Genomic DNA, 21332 nt, shown 5'->3' with positions numbered 1-21332 from the left:
TCAGAATGCCCTTTTTGACCGGAAGCGGACTGTTTGCTTTCCCCGCAAATAGGACGCCTGCGGCCCACTTCCCGCCCATAGCGGTGCGAACGCCTCGGCCTGCCTGAGAATATTCTGCACCGCTTCATCCTGCATGTCTGGTGGGTAGCCGTACTTCCGGAGCAGGCGTTTGACCGCTGCACGCATTCTGGCGCGTGTCGGGGCCATGACGTTCCAGTCCACCGTCGCATTTTCCCGGATCGTCTTGACCAGGGCTGCTGCAATCACGCGCAGGCCGGGGTCTCCCATAGCGTCGCGGGCGCTGTCATTGCGTGCGAGCGCATCATAGAACGCCACTTCCTCCGGCGTCAGACCGAGTTCTTCTCCTCGTGAGCGGGCCGCCGCCATTTCATGCGCCAGACGGATCAGTTCATCCAGAATCTGCGCGGACGTCAGAGCATTGGTGTGGTATCGACCGACCGCCTGCTCAAGACGTATCGAGAATGCCTCGGCTTCCGTCAGATTGGACCGGCTGCGGCTGCGGATCTGGCCTTCCAGAAGCTTGCGAAGCGCTTCGATCGCCAGATTGCGCTGGGGCATCTCCCGGCGGCTTCCATTATGTCGATGATATCCGTGGAGACGACGGCCCGGCTGACCAACTGCCTGATCGCCAGTTCGCGCTCCTGCGGGCTTTTGCGGTCCGCATCATCGCCGCTCTGTTTCACCAGAGCCGCCCGCACGGCCTCGAAAAACCCGACCTCATCGCGCAATTCCGCCGCCTGATCACTGGCAGAGGCCAGCGCAAAGGCGACTGAAAGCGCCTTTGCTGCGTCAGGAAAGCGTTTCTGCGCCGCCTTACGGGCCTCATCGCTTGTTGCCTGCGCGCTCTCCCGCTGCTGCTGGCCGAGCACATGGTCCAACGCTCCGGCCATGATCGTGAGCTTCACCTTGGCAGACGCGCCGGGAACGAGGGCAGGGCGGTAATCAAACCCGCCAGCCTGTCCGGGATTGAACATCGCCCGGACAATCTCATAGCGCTCCTGCAAAGCGCGGATCGCCTCGGCTTCATCAATGCCGACCTGCTCCCGGTCTCCCGCCGAATACTCGCCAAGCGCCGCCTTCAGGTTTTGCGCGAGGCCGATATAATCTACGACCAGACCACCCGGCTTGCCTTTGAACACCCGGTTCACGCGGGCAATGGCCTGCATCAGACCGTGCCCTCGCATGGGCTTGTCCACATACATCGTGTGCATGGACGGCACATCGAACCCCGTCAGCCACATATCCCGGACGATCACCAACTTCAGCGGATCAGCGTTGTCCTTCATGCGCTTGGCCAGTAATTCGCGTCTTGCCTTGGGGCGCTTGCCGATATGTTGCTGGAATCCGGCCGGATCGGACGAACTTCCCGTCATCACGACCTTGATGATGCCTGCGTTGTCGTCGTCACTGTGCCAGTTCGGACGCAGGCGGATGATCTCATCATAAAGCGCCACGCAGATGGCCCGGCTCATGCCGACGATCATGCCCTTGCCATCCAGTGCCTCAAGCCGGTTCTCGAAATGCCGGACCAGATCTTCCGCAACGCGATTCAGACGCGGCTCCGCGCCGACCAGCGCTTCGACCCGTGAGTATTTCTGGCTGAGCCTGTGTTCTTCGCTTTCTGACAGTCCCTCGACAAGCTCGGCCAGCTCATCGTCAAGCTCTTCTTTGACATCGTCATCCAGCTCGATCCGGACCAGACGGCTTTCATAGTAGATCGGGACTGTCGCACCATCTTCCACCGCCTGCGCGATGTCGTAGATGTCGATGTAATCGCCAAAGATCACGCGCGTGTTCACATCGGCTGTTTCAATCGGCGTGCCAGTAAAGCCGATGAACGACGCATGAGGCAGAGCGTCCCGCATGTGCTTGGCGAAGCCATAGGAGACCTTGCCCGTCTCGCGGTTGAACTTCGCTTCTAGCCCGTACTGGCTGCGATGCGCTTCATCCGCCATGACCACGATGTTCCGCCGGTCCGTCAGCAGATGCACGGTCTCTTCGTCACCTTCGGGCTGGAACTTCTGCAACGTGGTGAAGATCACGCCACCGGACGCCCGCCGGAGCAGTTTGCGCAGATCGTCCCGGCTGTCCGCCTGTTCCGGTGTCTGGCGCAGAAGCGCCTGCGCGCCGGAGAACGTCGCGAACAACTGATCGTCCAGATCGTTGCGGTCGGTCAGAACGACAATCGTCGGGTTTTCCATCTCCGGATGGCGGGCGATGATCCCGGCATAGAACGTCATCAGCAGGCTTTTGCCCGAGCCCTGCGTATGCCAGATGACCCCAGCCTTGCGGTCGCCACCCTGCGCCGTGGCCCGGACGGTCTGCGCCACGGCCTTCCGGCAGGCATGGAACTGGTGATAGGCCGCCAGAATCTTGATCGGGCCGCCGTCCTTCTCCGTGAACAGCACGAAATCCCGCACCAGGGCGAGCAGCCAGCGCGGGGTGAACACGCCGCGCAGTACGGTTTCCATCTCCTGATGGTTCTTCGCCACCAGTTCCGCGCCGTCCACCGTGCGCCACGGCATGAACCGCTCGCGGTCCGCCGTGAGCGAGCCGACGCGGGCCTCCGTGCCGTCCGAAATCACCAGAACTTCGTTGAAGCGGAACAGGGATGGGATGAAGGCGCGATAGGTCTGGAACTGGTTCCAGGCGGAATCCAGTGTGGCGTTCTCGGAACTCGGGCTTTTCAGTTCGATGACGCCCAGAGGCAGGCCGTTGACGAAGAGTACGAGATCGGGCCGCCGGTTGGCTTCGTCCTTCTCCACCACGAACTGACGCACGGCGAGAAAGTCGTTGCGCTCGGGATGGGCGAAATCGACCAGCCGCGCCCGGTCTCCGGATTGCGTGCCGTCCTCGCGCACCACGTCCACGGGAACGCCATCGACCAGATACCCATGCAGACGGCGGTTTTCGTCCACGACATCCGGCGTGTCTTCCCGACGGAGCGCCAGCAGGGCTTCATCCCGCGCGGCCTGTGACAGATGCGGGTTCAGGCGGTCAATGGTGGCCCGAAGGCGGGCGGTCAGAATGACGTCCGATAACGAAGCGCGTTCGGGATGGGCACCGCCGGGGGAAATCTCCGGCCCGGTGGTGACGGTGTAGCCACATTCCCGCAGGATCTCGCAGGCCCAGTCCTCGATCTCGTTTTCGGACAGGAAGCTCATAGCGCGTCTTGCACCATCTTCTCGGCGGCACGAATGCGGATTTCGCCGGACATCAGTTTGGGAAGGAGCAGGTCGCGGAGTTGAACGAGATTTTGATTTTCGATCATATTCTTTTCCATTCGTGAAAAGAATGATGAGACAACGTTCCCGAAACGGAGAGGCAGTTTTCTATCTGTCAACACACAATCAATTGTCATGACAGCAGAGGGCTGCACACGTTGATGGCTCTTTGATGTGCCGGTTACCATGCTTTTCAAGAGATCGCGAAATGGTTCGGCTGAAACGGCACAATATATGAACTCGCGCAGTTCTCTCGTTTGAGGAAGAAGAACCATAAATTCGGTGGAACATATCTGTGGGTGGACTGTGTGGTTATTGGGAATAAACCAAATTCGTGGCGTTTCTGGATTGAGTTTCGATAGAAGGATGCTGTCATCAGGGACGACAAATTTTCCGCTTTTGATCTGCTCTCCATATACTAAGTCCGGCATCCCACCTTTATCAAAGGCTGGAATGCTGAAATGTGAGAACATTATTTCGGGAGTCTTTTCAGGTGAAAGACTCTCTTTTTTGAGCGAGCAAAAACTGGAGAGTGGAAACATAGACCACCCTTCCGGCTTCCCTTCATCATCCAGCCTGTCGGGGAAAAGCTCCCAGATTTCGGGAGCGAGGTAAGGCGTTTGTCCGGCCATTTTTGCCCGTGTCGGGCCGAAATCGACAAACCAGTGCCGAAACAAGGCCCGCGCCATCGCCTCCAGCGTCTCGTTCGTCCGACGGTTGAGGTCGATCTTGTCGTCGAGAGCGCCGAGGGTGGAGGCTATGGCATTCTGAATTTCTAAATTGGGACAAGGAAGTTCAATTTTTCCTAATGAAGCCTGAGAAAGCTTAGGAATGGTTGATCCTGTAATGTAAGGTGTGAAATCGAGGACGCTTAGAGCGTAAAAGATATACTTTGTATTACAATGAGGTTTGCCGCTTATGACGTGAGCATGGTTGTTAACCCAAAATTTTCCGTTGGCCAGCGTAGCAACATTTTCTTTTTGTGAACGTAAATTTTCACCATCTTCAGCGACAAGAATATAAAATCCATCAAAAATGTAATCAGCAACATAATCAACGATTCCTTGTGCGCCGTAATATGGATATGGACCTTTTTTTCTTTCGCTTCCTTTAATGGGGATACGTTGAGAGTCCCAATTGATTGCCATGTCAAAAACGGTTTGATGCGGGTACATTTTAATCAAAATCTCATTTCAAATTTTTAATCTGCACAGAAGAATGCATGACATTTTTATTGAAAAATGTATCAGCCAAGGCTTGGTCAAGAATATCCACTTTCCACGGAAGATCGGACTCCGAAAACGCCTCTTCCAGCCGCGCCCGCGTCTCCAGCGGCAACGGTCCATCCCCCATTACCGCCAGATCCAGATCAGAGAACGGCTTGGCCTTGCCTGTCACGCGCGAGCCAAACGCCCGCACTTCGCGGTCAGGCACAATCTCGTTGAGAATACGCAGCACGATCGCCCGTTCTTCGGGTGTAATGTCGATCTGATCCGTCACGCGGTCCGGTCTTTCAGAACGGCCAGCAGAAACGCCGCCTCATCGATAAAATCTGGTATCGTCGCCACGACCTGCTTTGCGGAGGCTTCGTTATAGGTGTGGCTGGTCATGTTCCGCATCTTGCGAAACACGCTCCATTGCGGCCAGGCGCTTTTGAGCAAGCCGGCTTCATTGGCGGAGCGGATCAGGTCCGGAAAGCCCATGCGGTCATATTCTTCCGGAGAGGCCGCGTTGGCTTCCAGAAATCGCTTCAGGGTCTTGTGGCTGAGTTCATAGGTGAACTCGAAACGCTGGATCAGCCCATCGCGTAGCTGCTCATCATCAGGATGGACAACATGTCGTGCCCACCCTTCCTTCAGGCGGTCCAGCGCCCGTTCCAGCGGGATCAGATAAAGGGTCATGAGGCCTCCTGCGGAACGATTAGCTTCAGGGATGCTGTAATTTTTGCGTTCAGTTCCTCGCCCTGACGAAACTGCTCCTGCAAGGTTTTCTCCAGCGCCGCGAAGCGCTCGGCGAAAGGCACACTGTCTTCTTCAGCCTCTTCTGCACCAACATAGCGGCCGGGTGTCAGTACGAAGCCGTGCTGCTCTACCTCGTCGAGCGTGACGGACTTGCAGAAGCCGGGAACGTCCTCGTAGGGGGCCGCGTCCTGCTCGCCGCGCCAGGCATGGTAGGTATCGGCGATGCGGGCGACATCTGCATCCGTCAGTTCCCGGCGGGTGCGATCGACCATCGTGCCGAGCTTGCGGGCATCGATGAACAGCGTCTCCCCGCGACGGTCGCGCCATCCTTTCGGGTTTTTGGTACGGGTCAGGAACCACAGGCAGGCCGGGATCTGGGTCGAATAGAAAAGCTGGCCGGGGAGGGCGACCATGCAATCCACGGTGTCAGCTTCGACCATCCGGCGGCGGATCTCGCCTTCGCTGTTCTGGTTGGACGACATGGACCCGTTGGCGAGCACAACGCCCGCCGTCCCGTTCGGGGCGAGGTGCCACAGGATATGCTGGAGCCATGCATAGTTGGCATTGCCCGCAGGCGGTTTGCCATACTGCCAACGCGGATCTTCCTCCAGCGAGGCGTTCCACCAGTCCGAGATATTGAATGGCGGGTTGGCGAGAATGGTATCGAAGCGCAGGTCCTTGAGTTCGTCCCGCAGGAAGCTGCCTTCGTTGTTCCAGCGGATATCCGCGCCGATGCCCCGGACGGCGAGGTTCATTTTCGCCAGACGCCAGGTGGTGTGGTTGCTTTCCTGCCCGTAAATGGCGATGTCGCCCAGCTTGCCGCCGTGAGATTCCACGAAGCGTTCCGACTGCACGAACATGCCGCCCGACCCGCAACAGGGGTCATAGACGCGACCCTTATAGGGTTCGAGCATGGAGACCAGTGTGCGCACGACACTGGATGGGGTGTAGAATTCACCCCCGCGCTTGCCTTCCGCACCCGCGAAGCCACCGAGAAAGTATTCATAAACGCGCCCCAGCACGTCACGGGCCTGATCCTCGCTGCCGCCCATGCCGATCTCGGAGATGAGGTCGATCAGTTCGCCCAGCATGACACTGTCCAGCGCGGGACGTCCGTAATCCTTGGGGAGAACGCCCTTGAGCTGCTCAGGGTTGGCCTGCTCGATGGCCAACATGGCGTCATCGATCATCTTGCCGATGCCGGACGAGCGGGCGTTGGCCTGAAGATGCGACCAGCGGGCGGTTTCCGGCACCCAGAAGATGTTCTCGGCCAGGTATTCGTCCGGGTCCTCGGCGGCGGCCGGATCATCGTGCAAGAGGATCTCGTGATACGCCTCAAAGGCTGTGGAGATGTAGCGCAGGAAGATCAGCCCGAGCGTGACGTGCTTGTAGTCAGAGGGTTCAAGGTTCTTCCGCAGCTTGTCGGCCGCCAGAAACATCTGCTGCTCGAAGCCGAGGTTGGCGGCTGTTGCCTTTGCCTTTGTCCGTGTCGTCTTCTTGGGAGCCGGTGCGGCATCCGGGTTCTTGCGGGGGCGACCACGGGACATGGGAACAGGCTTTCAGGCTGACAGAATAGGTCGTTACAATCTGCCCGATCAGACCCTGAACGTCGAGGGTTGAGAGAAGCCTTGATGAGAGGTCCGGTTTCGAGATGATGGAGCTGTTATGACACCTGTCAGATCAGGCCTTCCGCAGCCTGTTCGACGATACTGTTTGTCAGCGACTGTTCGGAGAGTTTCAACCTTGTTCGAATTCTCCGGCTTGCAAACCAGTCTGCCCAAAAGTGAATAAATACCCTTTTCGACATTCAGGAATGGCATTCAGTCCTATACGTCTTTGTAGCCATCCTGCTCTGGTACATCGCTCTAGCAATGGCCCCGCGTCGGTATGCATGGCGAAGTGCATAAATCGACCGAAATTCAATATAATCGAGGTATTTGAAAAAAGCTGATTGAGAAATCAGAGTTTCTCTGATCTGGCGTAGATCCTCGAATTTCATTCGGGTCATGGCAATCGCGTCCTCTAACTTCGTCTTATTCCCCTGAACGCCTGCAACTCCTAACTCGTGCTTCTGCACTTTAAGGCTGCGGGCACGGGTTCTGGCCCTCGCGCGCCGTGACGCATCTTCATAAGCCAGTTCCGATGCCCGATATGCTCAGGCAACGGTAGTATTGGTCCAGCTTGAGAGCGGTGTTCGCGGAATTTCCGGTTCGGCACCCCGCCGGTTTTGCCTGGCGAAGTGCGATTCATAATAAAAGCAATCCGTCACCTCAGCCTCGCGACAAAAAATGTGAGCAGCGTTATAAAGATTCTTATCTCTTCTAAGGCTACTACCAGAAGAGGGAAGCGTCTTACCGGTCGAGGCTGTCGTCGCCCCTGACATAAGCCGCAAGTATTTCCGCGCGGTGCTCTCGCATATTCCCGCCTTTTCGGCCACCGCTTTCGCTGCGAGCTTCACGCCTGCTGGCCATGTGCGGACGGTGTCGAGGACCAGTTTGCGAAATCGTTCAGAGACGCGTCGTGCACTTTCCGGTCCTGCTGCCGCCTGTCGCTCTTTACCCGGGATACTGTCGCGAGCATCCTTCTCGGCTTGGAGTACCCGATAGGCATGAATACGCTCGCACATCTCCCGGACATTCGCGCGCTTTAAGGGAGACGTAAAACGTTTGTTTTCCTGATAAGCAAAGCGTAAAATAGTCTTATAGGATGTGACTTTCCGAAACCGGAAACGCACGATATCAAAAAGCAGCCTGTTTCGATTTGGAATCGATAACCCCTCGTCGAGACGTTCATTAAGGATGGGCTGCTTTGCGAGAAGCTTCAATAATGCACAATTGAGAAAATGCAGATCTACCGGTGCAGTTCCTGACGTAGTCTCAACATGTGTCCCCCAAGGCGCAGGGATGAGTGTTTCAGGGGGGTAAGGTATGGCTCCCAAGAGTTTTTCCTATCAGACTCTCTGCGAGGTTCGCATAACGCTGCGGTGCCTTTCTAGCCCGTTTTCCTAGAATAACGGGATCCTCAAGCCACAGGACTGCAAAGTCCTGTTCGGTCAAGCGGTCTCTGATGATCCAGGGGCGGATAGAGATCGGGAGCAAGTCAAGGCGCGTCTCCCAGCCCGGTTTGAGTAGCCAGATTAGAATATTACGTGCTTGCTGTGTATTCGCACACAGGTAGTTCTGATGAGCTGCGTCTGGTAGCGGAACGCGGCTAACTTGCTCGTTTGAGGCGCTACACGTCTCCGTCCAGCGCGGAAAGCGAGGCAACAGCGTTTGAGCGATGGTGCACTGAGCCGGTTCAAAATTTCCAGCTTCTGAGAGAGCGGCCTGCAGGATGTGAGGCGTCTCCATGTGCCAATGCGGGAGGGCATCCAGAGGATTGGTGTTTACATCACTCATAGTTTTGGAGACGCTCATGATTGAAGCTCACTCTTTCCGGGGCAACGAGGACTTTTTCAGGAAAACAAAAGACTGATCATGCATCCGGCAATAGCCAGGGCGAGCAGAAGACCGGCCTTTACATAAAAGGAGACCGGCATGAGGACGATCTGGCCTGTGGAGCGGGGCCGACCTCTCTTGCGCTTTAGGGCGGATTTCTGGTCGGATCCTGTAGAAACACCTTCGACCTGGCTCAGGTCGGAAACGCGAGCGTCGCACTGAACGCGCGATGCAAGAAATGCGTCAAGGTTATGCTTGCGAAAGCGCAGTCGTCTGCCAAGCGCAATAAAGACAGCAGGTCCCTGACCGCGCGATCGCATCGTCCTGAAGCCATCATACGAGATTCGAAGGTATTCCGCGGCTTCCCTCGAAGTCATGACCGTGAGGGAGTTCTCGTAATCTGCTCTGTCCACGTCAGTGTCTCACTGCTGGCATGTATATTCGTCAGAGTGGAAAGTCGTATTTATAAATCAAACAAGAAATTGACTTCGAAAAACTTGATACCGTTCCGAAATCCACTTCTGAAAAGAATTTCCTGTTTCTGGCCAGAGAGATTTCTCGCGCGCGGATAAATATGACAAATGATGTCAAGCAGAGATATGTCCTGTATTCGTATGAACATCTTGCGTGTCGCGTCTATGTGGTCGCGCTTTCATCCCGATCGTAGATGTATCCCAGCAGACGGGCGCGCTCTTCCGCATTCTCCGCAAGGGTTGTCAGCACGGGCTGGTAGTAGCGGTCCAGACTTTTGAGATCGCGATGCCCGGTGACCCTGCACAGATCCAGGGGATTGGGGAAAAATCTGGCAAGACGGCTGGTGGCTTCATGCCGGAGGTCGTGAAACGTCAGATCGACAAGCCCTGCTTTTTTAACACGACGACCGTATCGTACTGAAAAAGCGCGTTCATCGCCGATCCGGAAGATCAGGTCATCCGGATCAGGTGGAGCAGGAAGAGTGTTCAGCTTCTCGTATAGCAGCGCTCGTGTCCCGGGCATCAGCGGGCGCAGTTCCGGGCCCATTTCCTCGGCAAGATGCAGGGTCTTGGTGTGTCGAAGCGAAATTGTTCGTGCCACAAGATTGACATCGCGCCAGCGCAGGGACGCGGCTTCGCCTAATCGGGTGGCCTGCTCGATGGCCCATCTTACAAACCAGACGTCGTCCGGATGGCTTTCGGACGTCACTGCGGCAAGCAGGCGGTCATATTCGCTGGCTTCTGTCATGTTGGGAGGAGTAGGGGTCGTTGGGCTCTCCGGAGCGTCTTCCTGCAGTCGTCGGTTGCGCTTGCGATCAGCGCCCGTCGGCCGCTTGATCATGCGTCCTGAAGCCGGGTTCAGCGAGAGAGGGACATCCCATTCGCTCATGGCATGATTGAGGATGGAGGCCAGGAGATTGAGCCGCTTGACGACTGTCGCAGCGGCCAGATCCCTGCCCTGACGGTCGCGAAAGCCTCGAACTGCTGGAACCGTCAGGCGAGAGAGCTTCAGGTCTGCGATGGGATCGCGAAGCAGTGCCGGGATATGGCCTGTCCGATCAGCGTCGCGGTGAGCCATGCATTCGTCACGGTAGCGCTCAATCAGGGTTCGGAGCACGAGGCCGTCCAAGGCCCGGACGTCGATATGACGCCCTTCGCGCACTTTGACCGAGGTTTCCTCGAGCCACGCGTGGGCAAGACGGGCGGTGTCAAATGTTCTGGTGATTCGCTGGCCGTTGACCAGCTTCCGGGCCCTGTATTGCCTGGGCCCCCGGCAACTCACGTCATCAGGCAGGCGGCGTCCTGTTGCAGGATCTTTGGCATTTTCGGCGGACTTTATACGGGCCATGAGACGAACTCCGAAATAAGACGGAATCGTCGTTGGTCCAGAATTGGTCCAAAATCGCTACTTAATTTTTGTTATGGGGGGCTGATTTGGCGGTAAGCTCTTGGTAGCATTGCCAAATAAATTTGGCGTCCCATAGGGGATTCGAACCCCTGTTGCCGCCGTGAGAGGGCGGTGTCCTAGGCCTCTAGACGAATGGGACGAGGCGAGGGGCTTGATAGTCGGCCCTTCGGGTCTTGGCAAGTGTTATTTAGGAAGTTTTTTGTGTCAGCAGGGGGCCGAGGGTAGCGCCGCCGAACAGATGGACGTGAAAGTGGGGGACTTCCTGGCCGGAATTGGGACCGGAATTGCTGATGAGACGGAAACCTTCGCGGGTGAGGCCCTGCTCTTTGGCAATTTTCGAGACAGCGCGCCAGAAGCCCGTGATTTCGTCGGGAGAAGCTGTTGCGCCGAAATCAGCGATGGAGACGTAGGGTCCCTTGGGGATGACCAGAACGTGGAGCGGGGCCTGTGGGGCAATGTCGTGGAAGGCGAGTGCGAAGTCGTCTTCATAGATTGTTCGGGCCGGGATTTCCTTGCGCAGGATACGGGCGAAGATGTTAGCGGGATCGTAAGTCATGGTCGGGCTCCTGTTCAGCCGAGCTTTTCCTTGGGTCGGGCTGCTTTTTCGGCGATGCCACTCGTGCCTTCGCGGCGCTTGAGTTCCGTCCAGACGTCCTCAGGCGACACGCCGGCATCCACCCACATGACGATCAGGTGGTACAGGACGTCCGCGCTTTCCCCGATCAGTTCCTTGCGGTTGCCGTTCACGGCTTCGATCAGGCACTCGACTGCTTCTTCGCCGAATTTCTGGGCGATCTTGTTGCGGCCGCGGGACATCAGGCGTGCGGAATGACTGAGGGACGGGTCCGTGCCGCGACGGGATTGTACCGTGTCGTAGAGGCGCTGCAGGATCTGTTCCTGCAGGAGGTCGGATTTCTTGTCATCCTGCTGTTTGGAAGGCTTTGGAGCCGGTTTGGTGGCGGGTTTACCCATGATTTTATTCTCCAAGCCTGACCGGCAGACCGGCCTTGTTCAGCGCGTTCTTGACTTCATCGATACGGAACTGGCCGAAGTGGAACACACTTGCCGCCAGAAGGCCACTTGCGCCGATTTCCGCGCCTTCCACGAAATGCTGCAATTCGCCCACGCCACCCGAAGCGACGACCGGGACGGTCACTGCGTTGCAGACGGCACGAAGCAGATCCAAATCGAAGCCTGCGCGAGTGCCATCACGGTCCATGCTGGTGAGCAGAATTTCGCCGGCTCCCAGATCCTGCATCTTCTTGGCCCATTCCACCACGTCCAGCCCCGTGGGTTCACGGCCGCCCTTGGCATAGACTTCCCAGCCGTCCTGTCCATTGGACCGGGCGTCGATGGCGACGACGATGCACTGGCTGCCAAAGCGCTCGGACGCTTCGCGGATCAGGCCGGGGTTTTTGATGGCAGCGGAATTGACGGCGCATTTGTCCGCCCCCGCCAAAAGCAGGCGGCGCATGTCTTCGCAGGTGCGCACGCCACCACCTACGGTCAGAGGCAGGCAGATGGCTTCGGCCGTGCGGCGGACGACATCGAGGATGGTGTCGCGGTTTTCGACACTGGCCGTGATGTCGAGGAAGGTGAGTTCATCGGCACCGGCCGCGTCGTAGAGCTTGGCCTGCTCGACCGGATCACCTGCATCGCGCAGGGAGACGAAATTCACCCCTTTGACGACGCGTCCGTCCTTGACGTCCAGACAGGGGATGACGCGGAGTTTCAGCATGAACCGAGGACGTCCAGGGCGTCTTTGAGCGAGATGCGGCCATCATACAGGGCACGGCCGACGATGGCGCCGGAAATGCCCGGAACATCGCGGGCAACATCGCGAAGGGCCTTGAGATGCTCCAGACTGCCGACGCCACCGCTGGCAATCACAGGAATGGAGAGACGACGGGCCATGTCCGCGGTCTGTTCAAGGTCCAGTCCGGCCAGCATGCCGTCGCGGGTGATTTCGGTGAAAATCACGGCAGCAACACCAGCATCTTCCATACGCAGGGCGAGGTCGTTGGCTTCCAGTTCGGAGACTTCGGCCCAGCCTTCGGTGGCGACGCGGCCCTGTCGGGCATCGATGCCGGCGACAATCCGGCCGGGGAAGGCGCGGGCGGCCTGACGGACCAGTTCGGGATCCTTGACGGCGACTGAGCCCAGGATGACACGCGAAACGCCGGCTTCGAGCCAGCGTTCAATGGCGGCCATGTCCCGGATGCCACCACCGAGCTGCACGGGCAGGTTCGTGGCTTTCACGATGGATTCAATGGCCGGAATATTGGTGGAACGCCCTGCAAAGGCGCCGTTCAGGTCCACGACATGCAGGTGTCGACAACCGGCTTCCGCGAACAGCTTGGCCTGGGCTCCGGGATCGTCGGAATAATGGGTGGCGTCTTCCATTTCCCCGCGACGCAGACGGACGCAGGCGCCGTCCTTGAGGTCGATGGCCGGGTAGAGCGTTAGGCCGTGAGCGGGGGAGGCTGGGTTGGTCATCGTGTCTGAAGCCGCGCTGCTGGTGTCAGGCATGGCGATGCTGGACTGCCAGCGGGCGGCCTCGTTCTCGTTTGCCAGAAGTTTCGAGAGAAAAAGTCCGCGCACCGTCTGCCCTCCGATCCGTGCATAATAGGGATGGGTCCCCCAGTGTTCGAATTCGAACGACCGGAACAGCCCGATAGCGGCGACATGCGTTTCGCGGATGTCGCAGTTTACAACCTTGCAGCCAATGGCCTTCGCGCCCTTGAGCATGGCTTCCAGCAGCGCGCGTCCCAGACCGCGGCCGCGGGCATAGGGGGCCACGAAGAAGCCTGTCAGATTGGCGGTGGCGGCATGGGCTTCATAACTTGCCGGGGGACGGACGAGCTGCCCCGCGCCGCAGATCACGCCGTTCTCACGCACCACATAGAAGCTACGCTCCGGCACCAGCAACAGGCCTTCGAAATAGCGGGCCAGAGCCTGATGGCCGGGAGGCTGCAGCCAGCCGAAGCCGCCGCCGTCCAGAATGCCGGCGGACGTGGCTTCGATCAGCGCGTCCAGATCTTCGGGAGGAAGCGGCGAGACGACGCGTTCACAGGTGATGGTCATGAGGTCCACCGCAGGAAATTGCCGAGGATCGTCAGGCCGACATCCTGGCTCTTTTCAACGTGGAACTGCGTGCCGCAGCGGTTGCCGCGTGCGACGATGGCCGGAACCTGCGTGCCATATTGCGCGGTTGCGACCAGATCGCTGTCCGCACCGTCATGCAGCGCATAGGAATGGACGAAATAGCCATGATTGCCGGGCGTGAGGCCATCCGTCAGCAGATGCGCACCAGGCGTGAAGTCGAGCGTGTTCCAGCCCATATGCGGCAAGCGCAGCCCGGCATTTGCGGCCTCGTCCATGCGGCGGATATTGCCAGAAATCCAGCCCAGACCCTCAGTGCGGCCATGTTCGAGACCGTATTCGCACATAAGCTGCATGCCTACGCAGATACCGAGGAATGGGGTGCCATTAGCGGTGGCAGTTTCGAGCATGTTGCGCAGTTCGGGGCCAAGGCCTTGTGCGCAGTCGGCGAAAGCGCCCTGTCCGGGGAGGATCAGGCGGTCGGCATTCAGGATGTCGGTCGCGTCGCGGGAGATGACGACGTCGGCTTCAATCCCCTTGCGGGTAGCGGCCTTGCGGGCTGCCTGTGCGGCCGAGGCGAGATTGCCGCCATTGTAGTCAATTACGACGACGCGCATGGAAACTCCGGAGATGTGCTGCCGTAAGGGACGGCGTAGTGCTGCTGGTCCATCCAGCGCAGAAGTGCGATGTCCCGGCTGGGTGCCGCGATCGGCGTGCTGGTAACGCGGCCGTTCAGTCGCTGTTCCCACAGGCGGATCTCAGCCGTGAAGCTGGCGAGAACGGCATGGATGGCCACGATTAGGTCAAGCCGGGACCAGAAGCCCATGAAAACATGTAGCGTGACCATGGTGGCGGCTGCGGCCAGCAGGGCGGAGATCCATGCGCCATAGGTCAGAAGGCCAAACCAGCCGAAGAACAGGACGCGCCATGAAAACCCGTCCTGCACCATGACAGGCATCTGCGGTCCGGGGGCGTCCGGTTTCGTGCAGGGAATGTAGAGCTTCACAGCACGCCTTTGGTGGAGGGAATGGCGCCAGCCGAGCGGGGATCATGCGAGACGGCAACCTTCAGAGCACGGGCAACGGCCTTGAAGCCGCTTTCGGCGATGTGGTGGGCATTGGTGCCCGCCTTGCAGGTCAGGTGCAGGGCGATATGGGCGGACATGGCGAAGGCGCGGAAGAACTCTTCAAACAGCTCCGTGTCCATCGTGCCGATCTTCTCACGCGGAAAGACGACGTTCCAGGCAAGATAGGGTCGGCCGGAAATATCGACGACCGCCTCGCACAGGGCTTCGTCGAGCGGCACGAGGGCATGGCCGAAGCGCTCGATGCCGCGTTTGTCACCGATAGCCTGACGGAAGGCCTGTCCGAAGACGATGCCGACATCCTCGACGGTGTGATGGCCGTCAATATGCAGATCGCCCTTGGCTTTCAGCTCAAGGTCAAAACCACCATGCCTGGCGAGTGCCGTCAGCATGTGGTCGAAGAAACCGATGCCGCTGTCCACGTCGGAGCGGCCCTGGCCGTCGAGCGTGAGGGCAAGAGTGATGTCGGTTTCGCTGGTGGCGCGATGCAGGCGGGCGTGGCGGCTTTCGTTCATGTTCTTCCTGCTACACCAGCACGACGCGGATTTCCACGCTGTCTGGCAAAGATGTCTGCAAAATACGTTGGCAGACAGGGAGAAAATCCGGGATGGAGAGGATGCCGAACCGTATCGACCGGCACGAGGGAGCGTCACTATTCCTTGAGAATGGCGGAGTCTGGAAATTGCCCTTGGCGGAGAGAGGAGATCGGGCCATATTTCCTTATTATGGCACATCATCATTCCCCCCTCGACGTCCTTCTCTCCCGCGCTTCGACGGACCATCTCGTCGAGCCCCCGCCGAAGGGGGATGAGCTCCGAACCATCCTGTCCGCTGGCCTGCGGGCTCCGGATCACGGCAAGATGCGCCCCTGGCGCTATACGGTGATCAAGGGGAAGCACCGCGAGGCGTTTGCCGATATCGTGGTGGAAGCGATGGGTCGGCAGGAGCCTGACGCGCCAGAAGCCAAGAAGACCAAGCGCCATCACCGCTTTGCCAACATGCCGATGATTATTGCTCTGGGCATGCATCTGCAGCCGGAGGGAAAGATCCCGGTGATCGAGCAGGAAATGGCTGTGGCGGCAGGGGCGATGAACGTCCTGAACGCGCTGCATGCTGCCGGATTCGGCGGCATGTGGGTGACGGGGCCGTTCTGTGAGGACCGCGTGCTTCTTGAGTCGCTGGGTCTGCCCGAGCCGCATCGTCTGGCCGGTTTCCTGTTCGTCGGAACGCCTGCCAAGCATTCGGACGAGCGCAAGCGGCCCGAGATCGATGATTACATGGCCGTCTGGAAAGGGGATGCCATCACGTTCGCCGCGGACGCCGGTTGAGCTGATGCGTTACGACGTCATTGTTGCGGGCGGCGGCCCTGTCGGTCTGGCCTGCGCTATTTCGCTTGGACGCGATGGCCGGAAAGCCTGTGTGGTCGAGCGGTCGCCGATGGACGTGCTGGTTGATCCTCCGTTTGATGGTCGTGAAATCGCGCTGACGCATCATGCATCGGAATGGCTGAAGAGTGTTGGCGCGTGGGATGAGATCCCCGCCGGTAATATCTGCCCGATGTATACGGCGCGCATTGAGACAGGAAAGTCCGGCAGCCCGCCGCTTCTGTTCGATGCACCTTCCGATGGTCCCGATGCACTGGGGCACATGGTGGCAAACCACCTGATCCGCCGTGCCCTGTATCGTGTCGCTTTGCGGACGCCGGGCGTGGACGTCCGAGCCGGGGAAGGCATTGCCAGTTCGTGGCATGATACCCGATCGGCTGGTGTTGTATTGGCAAATGGAGAGCGGATCGAGGCGGATCTTCTGGTTGCGGCGGATGGGCGGTTTTCGCGCCTGCGGGCCGAAGCGGAGATTGGTGCGATCGTGCATGATTTCCAGCGCAACATCATGGTCTGCCGCATGCGGCACCCGGAGCCTCATGCCAATACGGCGCTTCAGTGGTTTGACGAAGGACAGACGATTGCCCTTCTGCCCGTCGCACCTGACGACCGGCCGGGATCATGCTCGTCGCTGGTTCTGACGCTGGAGCCGGATGAAATCGCGCGCCTCAAGGCGCTTGATGGCAAGGCTTTCAGCGAGGACATCACGGCCCGGACGCAGGGACGCATGGGGCAGATGACGCTGGAAAGCGCACGCTGCGTCTATCCGCTCAAGGCGGTCTATGCGCACCGTTTCCAGGCGCCCCGTCTGGCGCTGATTGGTGATGCGGCCGTGGGCATGCATCCGATTACGGCGCACGGGTTCAATCTGGGCCTGAAGGGTCAGGAAGTTCTGGCGCGGGCGATTGCCGATGGTCCGGGTGATGCGGGCGATCCGTCTGTTCTGTCGCGTTTCGAACGCACGCATCGCCTGGCAACGGCGCCGCTCTTTGCCGCGACCAATGCGATCGCGACGGTTTATACGCGCGATGAACCACCGTTCCTGATGGCGCGGCGGGCCGGGCTGGCAGTGGCCAACCGTCTGCTGCCATTCAAGGCTGCGGTGACGAACATGCTGATGGACCGTCACGGCTGACCTCTCTGGCAGCGCTCATTCTGGGTTAGGAGATTTCTCCCATGAAAGCTTTTGGGCACAGACGCGCGACCCGCATGGACGAGACCGATGCGCTGGTCGAACTCGACATTCCGACCCCTGTTCCGGGGCCGCGGGATGTCGTTGTGGAAATCCGGGCAGTTTCGGTCAATCCTGTCGATACCAAGCTGCGGTCGATGGACCCGCCGGGTGATGAGCCACGGGTTCTGGGATATGACGCGGTCGGAACTGTTGTTGCGACGGGTGGTCAGGTCCGGGGGTTCCGGGCCGGGGATCGCGTTTTCTATGCAGGCACTGCCAACCGGCAGGGGAGCGACGCGCGGTTTCAGGCTGTCGATGAACGCCTGATCGCGCTGGCTCCGAAAAGCCTGTCCGATGCCGAAACCGCAGCCTTGCCATTGACTGCGCTTACGGCCTGGGAATTGCTGTTCGACCGGCTGGGCGTGCGGCTGGGTGAGATGGACAATCCGGATGCGATCATGATCATCGGCGGTGCCGGTGGCGTGGGTTCGATCCTGACGCAGATCGCGCGCCGTCTGACGGGGCTGACGGTCATTGCTACGGCATCGCGTCCGGAGACGACGGACTGGTGCCGTGAGATGGGCGCCCACCACGTCATCGATCATCGTCGGCCGCTCGATCAGGAACTGGCACGGATCGGAATTCCGCAGGTGCGCTATGTGGCTGGTCTGACCGCATCCGGCGAGCACAGGGATGCAATCGTGCGCTCTCTCGCGCCGCAGGGGGCGCTGGCCCTGATCGACGATCCGGGCGAGTTCGACATCATGCCCTTCAAGCGCAAAGCCCTCTCCGTCCATTGGGAATACATGTTCGCACGTCCGATGTTCGAGACGCCGGACATGCCCGCACAGGGCAGGATTCTGGCGCAGGTGGCATCGCTTGTGGATGCCGGTCTTCTGAAGACGACCCTGCATGAGATGCTGGGGCCGATCACCATTGCCAATCTGCGCCGGGCGCATGAACTGCTCGAAAGCGGCAAGGGTATTGGAAAGGCCGTGCTCTGCGGTTTTGAGTAAGAACTGTCAGCTGACGGGCGGGAATGGCCCGTCAGTTGAAATGCGCCCGGAGCAGCGGGGTGGACGAGATGCAGAGCATGATCAGTCCGAACAGCGCCATGACCTTGATGACAAAAAAGCAGGCGTGCTGTCGCGCATCTGCGCCAGTGGCCAGCATCATGAACGGATCAGGATCGGGAAAGCCCGTTTTGCTGCCGATCTGGACGAGTTCCAGCGCCCGCTGACGGCTGGCCGCGGCCTGGGCGCGGCGGCGCATCATTTCCGTGCCGGAGATATCAGCCTTTTCGTGCAGGGCTGTGAGATAGAGTTCCAGATCCTCGCGGCGATACGCGATTTTCCCATCCGGTGCCTGCGTACGTGCCGGTCCCGTGCCGAGCATGGCGAGCAGCTTCATCCGACGTTCCGGCAGCCCGAGATGAACCGCGGCTTCCGCCATGGAGAGCGTCTTGGAGCGGACAGGCAGGTGAAAAACCTGACCCGGCGTCTTGTCTCCGGAAATCTGTGTCGGGGATGGCATCGGTCTGGATCCTGGCCTCTCTGGACGAACTGACCTTAGGACCAGTCCGTCTGGAAATCGAGTATTGCGCGGAGTCCCGGTCAGTATTTTCCGATCAGGCTGTTGTGATGGCGACGTCCTCGGCATGGAAACGGCGGAAGACGTCAAAAAGAATGGCGTCCTGCACACTGCCGCCGTCACGGGCCGAGATGAGGGCGACGCTCAGGGTCATGGTCAGACTATCATCGGCAATCGCACTGACCCGGACTTTCGGCGAGGGCGTTGCGAGGACTTCGTCGCGATGGGCCGCGACTTCCAGCAGCATGGCCTTTGCCTTTTCGGGATCCGTCGTCAGCGGGATCTTGAACGTCAGGGTCAGGACGCCGGTGGCACCGCTTAGCGTCGCATTCTTGATGCTGGTCGTGATAAACTGGGAGTTCGGGACGATCATGGTCGAGCCATCGCTCAGGCCGATATCGGTGGCGCGGATGCTGATGCGTTTGACGTCACCGCGCGTGCCGGCGATTTCGACCATATCGCCGACGCGAACGGGGCGTTCCGCCATCAGGATCACGCCGGAGACGAAGTTCTGCACGATGGATTGCAGGCCGAAACCAATACCGACCGAGAGTGCGCTGACCACCCAGGTCAGGTTCTGGACCGAGACACCGGCGATGGACAGGATGCCGAGGCCGACGAGGATCCAGGCGCAGTAGGTGAAGATGCTGAGGATTGAGGTGCGACTGCCGATATCGAGGCGCGTGGTAGGGAAGAAGCGGTCCCGCAGCCAGCCGCGCGTCTGACGGATCGCGTAATAGGCTACCACCAGCAGAACGATGGCCAGCACCACGGTATCGAGCGAGATCTTCACGCCGTGGATGGTATTGCCGACGAACAGCAGCCAGAGCCGGTTCGTGATGTCAGCGACGCTGAAGCTGCCATCTGTCTGTGCGATGGAGAACAGGAGCAGCAGGAGCAGGACGTTGCCGAGCCCCGAGAGGATCACGCCAATCTGTGACAGGCGGCGCTGTGTCAGGCCGAGCTGGACCAGGCGCAGGCTGAAGAATCCGCCTTCCGAAAACAGCCGGTCCAGTACGTCGCGCCAGCACAGGCCCAGAAGCGTCACAATGGCAACACCCGTACCCAACGAGAGCAGCCAGCCATTGAGCGTGAAGGCGAAAGCCACATAGCCCAGCAGGATGGAAATGACCGTCACCGCCAGCAGCAGGCTGGAAACACCCAGCGCGGAAGGTGCGAAACCGCGGGTATCGTTCTGGTTGCCAAGCCTGCGGAATGTGTCCACGGCACACAGACCAATGGCGATCGAGAACGCGATTTCCAGCAGGAGCTGAAGCGTCTGGCCAAAGGCATCCTGAGCCTGAAAGGCCCGCAGCAGGTCCAGCAGAAGGACGCTGATGGCAAGGATCCAGTCCACGCCCCGCAACGCCTTGCGTTCGCCCGGATTGCCCTGTGCGAGAACGCCGCTGCGCCCGAAAATCGGCAGGCCGGCGCCGATGATGAAGCCACAGACAGGGACGGTCTCGCCAATGATCGCACCGATCGGGCCGCCCCCGTCGGGAAGGGCTGCCGCCGCCCAGATGAACCAGACGAGTGTTGCGAGTAGGGCCTCGAGCGCGCCGTTAAGCGTGATGGCGATGATGCTGCCTGAGAGGGCTTCCTTCACGCTGTCTTCGGTAGCGGGACGGAAATGGGCACCGCAGCGTTTGAGCAGACGTAGAATCAGCGGCGAACTGAGGCCGATGGTCGCGAAGGTGATCGCGCAGCCGATCAGGAGATAGAGCCAGTCGGACAGCACGCCTCCCGCATGGAGCGAATAGCGGTTCTCCGCGCGCTCGGTCAGGAGTGTGTTCCAGAAGCGCGGGGCGAGCGGCGAGACCGTCCGTTCGGACAGGGCCGCGTGTTGCAGGCGTGTGCGCCGTGCATTGATGGCCGTGTTGAGCTGCTGGGCCTGAAGATTATAGAGCTTGGCCCGCATCAGTGCCGATTTCACGGACTGCGAGTTCTGCTGCATCCGCTGGCGTTGTGCGGTGACGGACGCGTCCTCGTTTTCCGCAGCCTTCGGGCCAAGGATTTTCAGGAAGGATTCGGTGATGCTGTCATAGGACTGGATCTGTGTGACCGCGTCCTGCGTGTTCTGCTGGACCTTCTGGATCTGGGCCGACAGGGCGTCGAGTTCGTTATTGCCCGTATTGACGTCCTTGCGGTTCAGCGTCGCGAAAACCTGCTGCAGCACAGCGGCGCTGTCATCGAGCTGACGGCTGATGGAGGCGGACACGGCGTTCCAACCAAGGCCGGAATTGGCGGGATCTGACTGCTGGGTGTTGTCGGCATCTTTGGGCGCGTCCTTGATCGGGGCCGCCGCCGTCTGCGCCGCTGCTGCCAGCGCAGGAGGTGTCGTTACACCTGCGCAGAACAGACCGAAAACGAGGAACAGCGCGCCCAGCATGGATCCACAGGTCGTTCCGGGGCGCGGGCTGCGGAGATGTGAAAAGGCGCGCGCGGGAGGCCGTGTGGTCATGCGAAGGTGTTCCGT

The 21332-nt window shown here is 59.6% G+C and carries 19 protein-coding genes, 1 tRNA gene and 1 pseudogene; 3 read left to right on the top strand and 18 right to left on the bottom strand.

Translation table 11 applies throughout. The features are described from left to right. From HKD27_RS08520 to hisB, 16 genes and pseudogenes are all read right to left on the bottom strand, one after another. A pseudogene (locus HKD27_RS08520) lies at window positions 1–3185 on the bottom strand (type I restriction endonuclease subunit R). Then, window positions 3182–4420 carry a restriction endonuclease subunit S gene (locus HKD27_RS16370; RefSeq protein WP_194689170.1) on the bottom strand — a complete coding sequence of 413 codons (1239 nt, stop codon included), beginning with the start codon at window positions 4418–4420 and terminating at the stop codon, window positions 3182–3184. The pseudogene HKD27_RS08520 and the gene HKD27_RS16370 overlap by 4 nt, the downstream one beginning before the upstream one ends. 13 nt (window positions 4421–4433) lie before the next feature. Further along, window positions 4434–4745: a nucleotidyltransferase domain-containing protein gene (locus HKD27_RS08510; RefSeq protein WP_194689169.1), complete on the bottom strand. Its 312-nt coding sequence runs from the start codon at window positions 4743–4745 to the stop codon at window positions 4434–4436. Further along, window positions 4742–5146 carry a nucleotidyltransferase substrate binding protein gene (locus HKD27_RS08505; RefSeq protein WP_194689168.1) on the bottom strand — a complete coding sequence of 135 codons (405 nt, stop codon included), beginning with the start codon at window positions 5144–5146 and terminating at the stop codon, window positions 4742–4744. Before HKD27_RS08505 ends, HKD27_RS08510 begins: the two co-directional genes overlap by 4 nt. Then, a complete protein-coding gene (locus HKD27_RS08500; RefSeq protein WP_194689167.1) occupies window positions 5143–6753 on the bottom strand; it encodes a class I SAM-dependent DNA methyltransferase in 1611 nt (536 codons plus the stop codon). Before HKD27_RS08500 ends, HKD27_RS08505 begins: the two co-directional genes overlap by 4 nt. A 608-nt stretch (window positions 6754–7361) precedes the next feature. Next, the gene (locus HKD27_RS08495) at window positions 7362–8144 is read right to left on the bottom strand and encodes a hypothetical protein (protein WP_194689166.1); all 783 of its coding nucleotides are present in this window, start codon (window positions 8142–8144) and stop codon (window positions 7362–7364) included. A gap of 516 nt (window positions 8145–8660) precedes the next feature. Further along, the gene (locus HKD27_RS08490) at window positions 8661–9020 is read right to left on the bottom strand and encodes a helix-turn-helix domain-containing protein (RefSeq protein ID WP_194689203.1); all 360 of its coding nucleotides are present in this window, start codon (window positions 9018–9020) and stop codon (window positions 8661–8663) included. Between the two features lie 259 nt (window positions 9021–9279). Further along, window positions 9280–10464: a site-specific integrase gene (locus tag HKD27_RS08485; protein WP_194689165.1), complete on the bottom strand. Its 1185-nt coding sequence runs from the start codon at window positions 10462–10464 to the stop codon at window positions 9280–9282. 123 nt (window positions 10465–10587) lie between these two features. Then, window positions 10588–10663 (bottom strand) — tRNA-Glu (locus HKD27_RS08480). Between the two features lie 48 nt (window positions 10664–10711). Continuing rightward, window positions 10712–11080 carry a histidine triad nucleotide-binding protein gene (locus HKD27_RS08475; protein WP_194689164.1) on the bottom strand — a complete coding sequence of 123 codons (369 nt, stop codon included), beginning with the start codon at window positions 11078–11080 and terminating at the stop codon, window positions 10712–10714. 14 nt (window positions 11081–11094) lie between these two features. Beyond that, complete coding sequence (locus HKD27_RS08470) at window positions 11095–11496, bottom strand: phosphoribosyl-ATP diphosphatase (protein ID WP_194255333.1); 402 nt, start codon at window positions 11494–11496, stop codon at window positions 11095–11097. 4 nt (window positions 11497–11500) lie between these two features. Then, on the bottom strand, window positions 11501–12262 hold the full coding sequence (gene hisF, locus HKD27_RS08465; RefSeq protein ID WP_194689163.1) for an imidazole glycerol phosphate synthase subunit HisF: 762 nt from the start codon (window positions 12260–12262) through the stop codon (window positions 11501–11503). After that, complete coding sequence (gene hisA, locus HKD27_RS08460) at window positions 12256–13608, bottom strand: 1-(5-phosphoribosyl)-5-[(5-phosphoribosylamino)methylideneamino]imidazole-4-carboxamide isomerase (protein WP_194689162.1); 1353 nt, start codon at window positions 13606–13608, stop codon at window positions 12256–12258. Before hisA ends, hisF begins: the two co-directional genes overlap by 7 nt. Then, complete coding sequence (gene hisH, locus HKD27_RS08455) at window positions 13605–14243, bottom strand: imidazole glycerol phosphate synthase subunit HisH (RefSeq protein ID WP_062447357.1); 639 nt, start codon at window positions 14241–14243, stop codon at window positions 13605–13607. The genes hisA and hisH overlap by 4 nt, the downstream gene beginning before the upstream one ends. Then, window positions 14228–14632: a hypothetical protein gene (locus HKD27_RS08450; protein ID WP_194689161.1), complete on the bottom strand. Its 405-nt coding sequence runs from the start codon at window positions 14630–14632 to the stop codon at window positions 14228–14230. The genes hisH and HKD27_RS08450 overlap by 16 nt, the downstream gene beginning before the upstream one ends. Next, a complete protein-coding gene (gene hisB / locus HKD27_RS08445; protein WP_062495967.1) occupies window positions 14629–15225 on the bottom strand; it encodes an imidazoleglycerol-phosphate dehydratase HisB in 597 nt (198 codons plus the stop codon). Before hisB ends, HKD27_RS08450 begins: the two co-directional genes overlap by 4 nt. A 210-nt stretch (window positions 15226–15435) precedes the next feature. On the opposite strand from hisB, the gene HKD27_RS08440 reads away from it, so the two are divergent. Genes HKD27_RS08440 through HKD27_RS08430 form a run of 3 tightly spaced genes read left to right on the top strand, consistent with a single transcriptional unit; the run spans window position 15436 to window position 18282 of the window. Further along, window positions 15436–16038: a nitroreductase gene (locus HKD27_RS08440; protein WP_194689160.1), complete on the top strand. Its 603-nt coding sequence runs from the start codon at window positions 15436–15438 to the stop codon at window positions 16036–16038. Between the two features lie 4 nt (window positions 16039–16042). Next, complete coding sequence (gene ubiM, locus HKD27_RS08435) at window positions 16043–17227, top strand: 5-demethoxyubiquinol-8 5-hydroxylase UbiM (protein ID WP_194689202.1); 1185 nt, start codon at window positions 16043–16045, stop codon at window positions 17225–17227. A 41-nt stretch (window positions 17228–17268) separates the two neighbouring features. Next, on the top strand, window positions 17269–18282 hold the full coding sequence (locus HKD27_RS08430) for a zinc-binding alcohol dehydrogenase family protein (RefSeq protein ID WP_194689159.1): 1014 nt from the start codon (window positions 17269–17271) through the stop codon (window positions 18280–18282). Window positions 18283–18313: 31 nt separating this feature from the next. On the opposite strand, the gene HKD27_RS08425 is transcribed toward HKD27_RS08430, so the two are convergent. Next, entirely contained in the window at window positions 18314–18799 is a 486-nt protein-coding gene (locus tag HKD27_RS08425) for a hypothetical protein (protein ID WP_194263671.1), read from the bottom strand. Between the two features lie 94 nt (window positions 18800–18893). Further along, window positions 18894–21317, bottom strand: a complete 2424-nt coding sequence (locus HKD27_RS08420) for a DUF3772 domain-containing protein (protein WP_194689158.1) — start codon at window positions 21315–21317, stop codon at window positions 18894–18896. Window positions 21318–21332: the final 15 nt, after the last annotated feature.

The sequence above is a fragment of the Gluconobacter sp. R75690 genome, from assembly GCF_015244525.1.
Lineage (GTDB): Bacteria > Pseudomonadota > Alphaproteobacteria > Acetobacterales > Acetobacteraceae > Gluconobacter > Gluconobacter potus.
Note: the sequence above shows the minus strand (reverse complement) of the source record. Positions and strands in the feature narration are given on the sequence as shown.

Bases quoted from the DNA above. Each gene is read 5' to 3' on its own strand.
- HKD27_RS16370 (WP_194689170.1), bottom strand. From the start codon at position 4,420: ATGTACCCGCATCAAACCGTTTTTGACATGGCAATCAATTGGGACTCT.
- HKD27_RS08505 (WP_194689168.1), bottom strand. From the start codon at position 5,146: ATGACCCTTTATCTGATCCCGCTGGAACGGGCGCTGGACCGCCTGAAG.
- HKD27_RS08500 (WP_194689167.1), bottom strand. From the start codon at position 6,753: ATGTCCCGTGGTCGCCCCCGCAAGAACCCGGATGCCGCACCGGCTCCC.
- HKD27_RS08490 (WP_194689203.1), bottom strand. From the start codon at position 9,020: ATGACTTCGAGGGAAGCCGCGGAATACCTTCGAATCTCGTATGATGGC.
- HKD27_RS08485 (WP_194689165.1), bottom strand. From the start codon at position 10,464: ATGGCCCGTATAAAGTCCGCCGAAAATGCCAAAGATCCTGCAACAGGA.
- HKD27_RS08475 (WP_194689164.1), bottom strand. From the start codon at position 11,080: ATGACTTACGATCCCGCTAACATCTTCGCCCGTATCCTGCGCAAGGAA.
- HKD27_RS08470 (WP_194255333.1), bottom strand. From the start codon at position 11,496: ATGGGTAAACCCGCCACCAAACCGGCTCCAAAGCCTTCCAAACAGCAG.
- hisF (WP_194689163.1), bottom strand. From the start codon at position 12,262: ATGCTGAAACTCCGCGTCATCCCCTGTCTGGACGTCAAGGACGGACGC.
- hisA (WP_194689162.1), bottom strand. From the start codon at position 13,608: ATGACCATCACCTGTGAACGCGTCGTCTCGCCGCTTCCTCCCGAAGAT.
- hisH (WP_062447357.1), bottom strand. From the start codon at position 14,243: ATGCGCGTCGTCGTAATTGACTACAATGGCGGCAATCTCGCCTCGGCC.
- hisB (WP_062495967.1), bottom strand. From the start codon at position 15,225: ATGAACGAAAGCCGCCACGCCCGCCTGCATCGCGCCACCAGCGAAACC.
- HKD27_RS08440 (WP_194689160.1), top strand. From the start codon at position 15,436: ATGGCACATCATCATTCCCCCCTCGACGTCCTTCTCTCCCGCGCTTCG.
- ubiM (WP_194689202.1), top strand. From the start codon at position 16,043: ATGCGTTACGACGTCATTGTTGCGGGCGGCGGCCCTGTCGGTCTGGCC.
- HKD27_RS08430 (WP_194689159.1), top strand. From the start codon at position 17,269: ATGAAAGCTTTTGGGCACAGACGCGCGACCCGCATGGACGAGACCGAT.
- HKD27_RS08425 (WP_194263671.1), bottom strand. From the start codon at position 18,799: ATGCCATCCCCGACACAGATTTCCGGAGACAAGACGCCGGGTCAGGTT.
- HKD27_RS08420 (WP_194689158.1), bottom strand. From the start codon at position 21,317: ATGACCACACGGCCTCCCGCGCGCGCCTTTTCACATCTCCGCAGCCCG.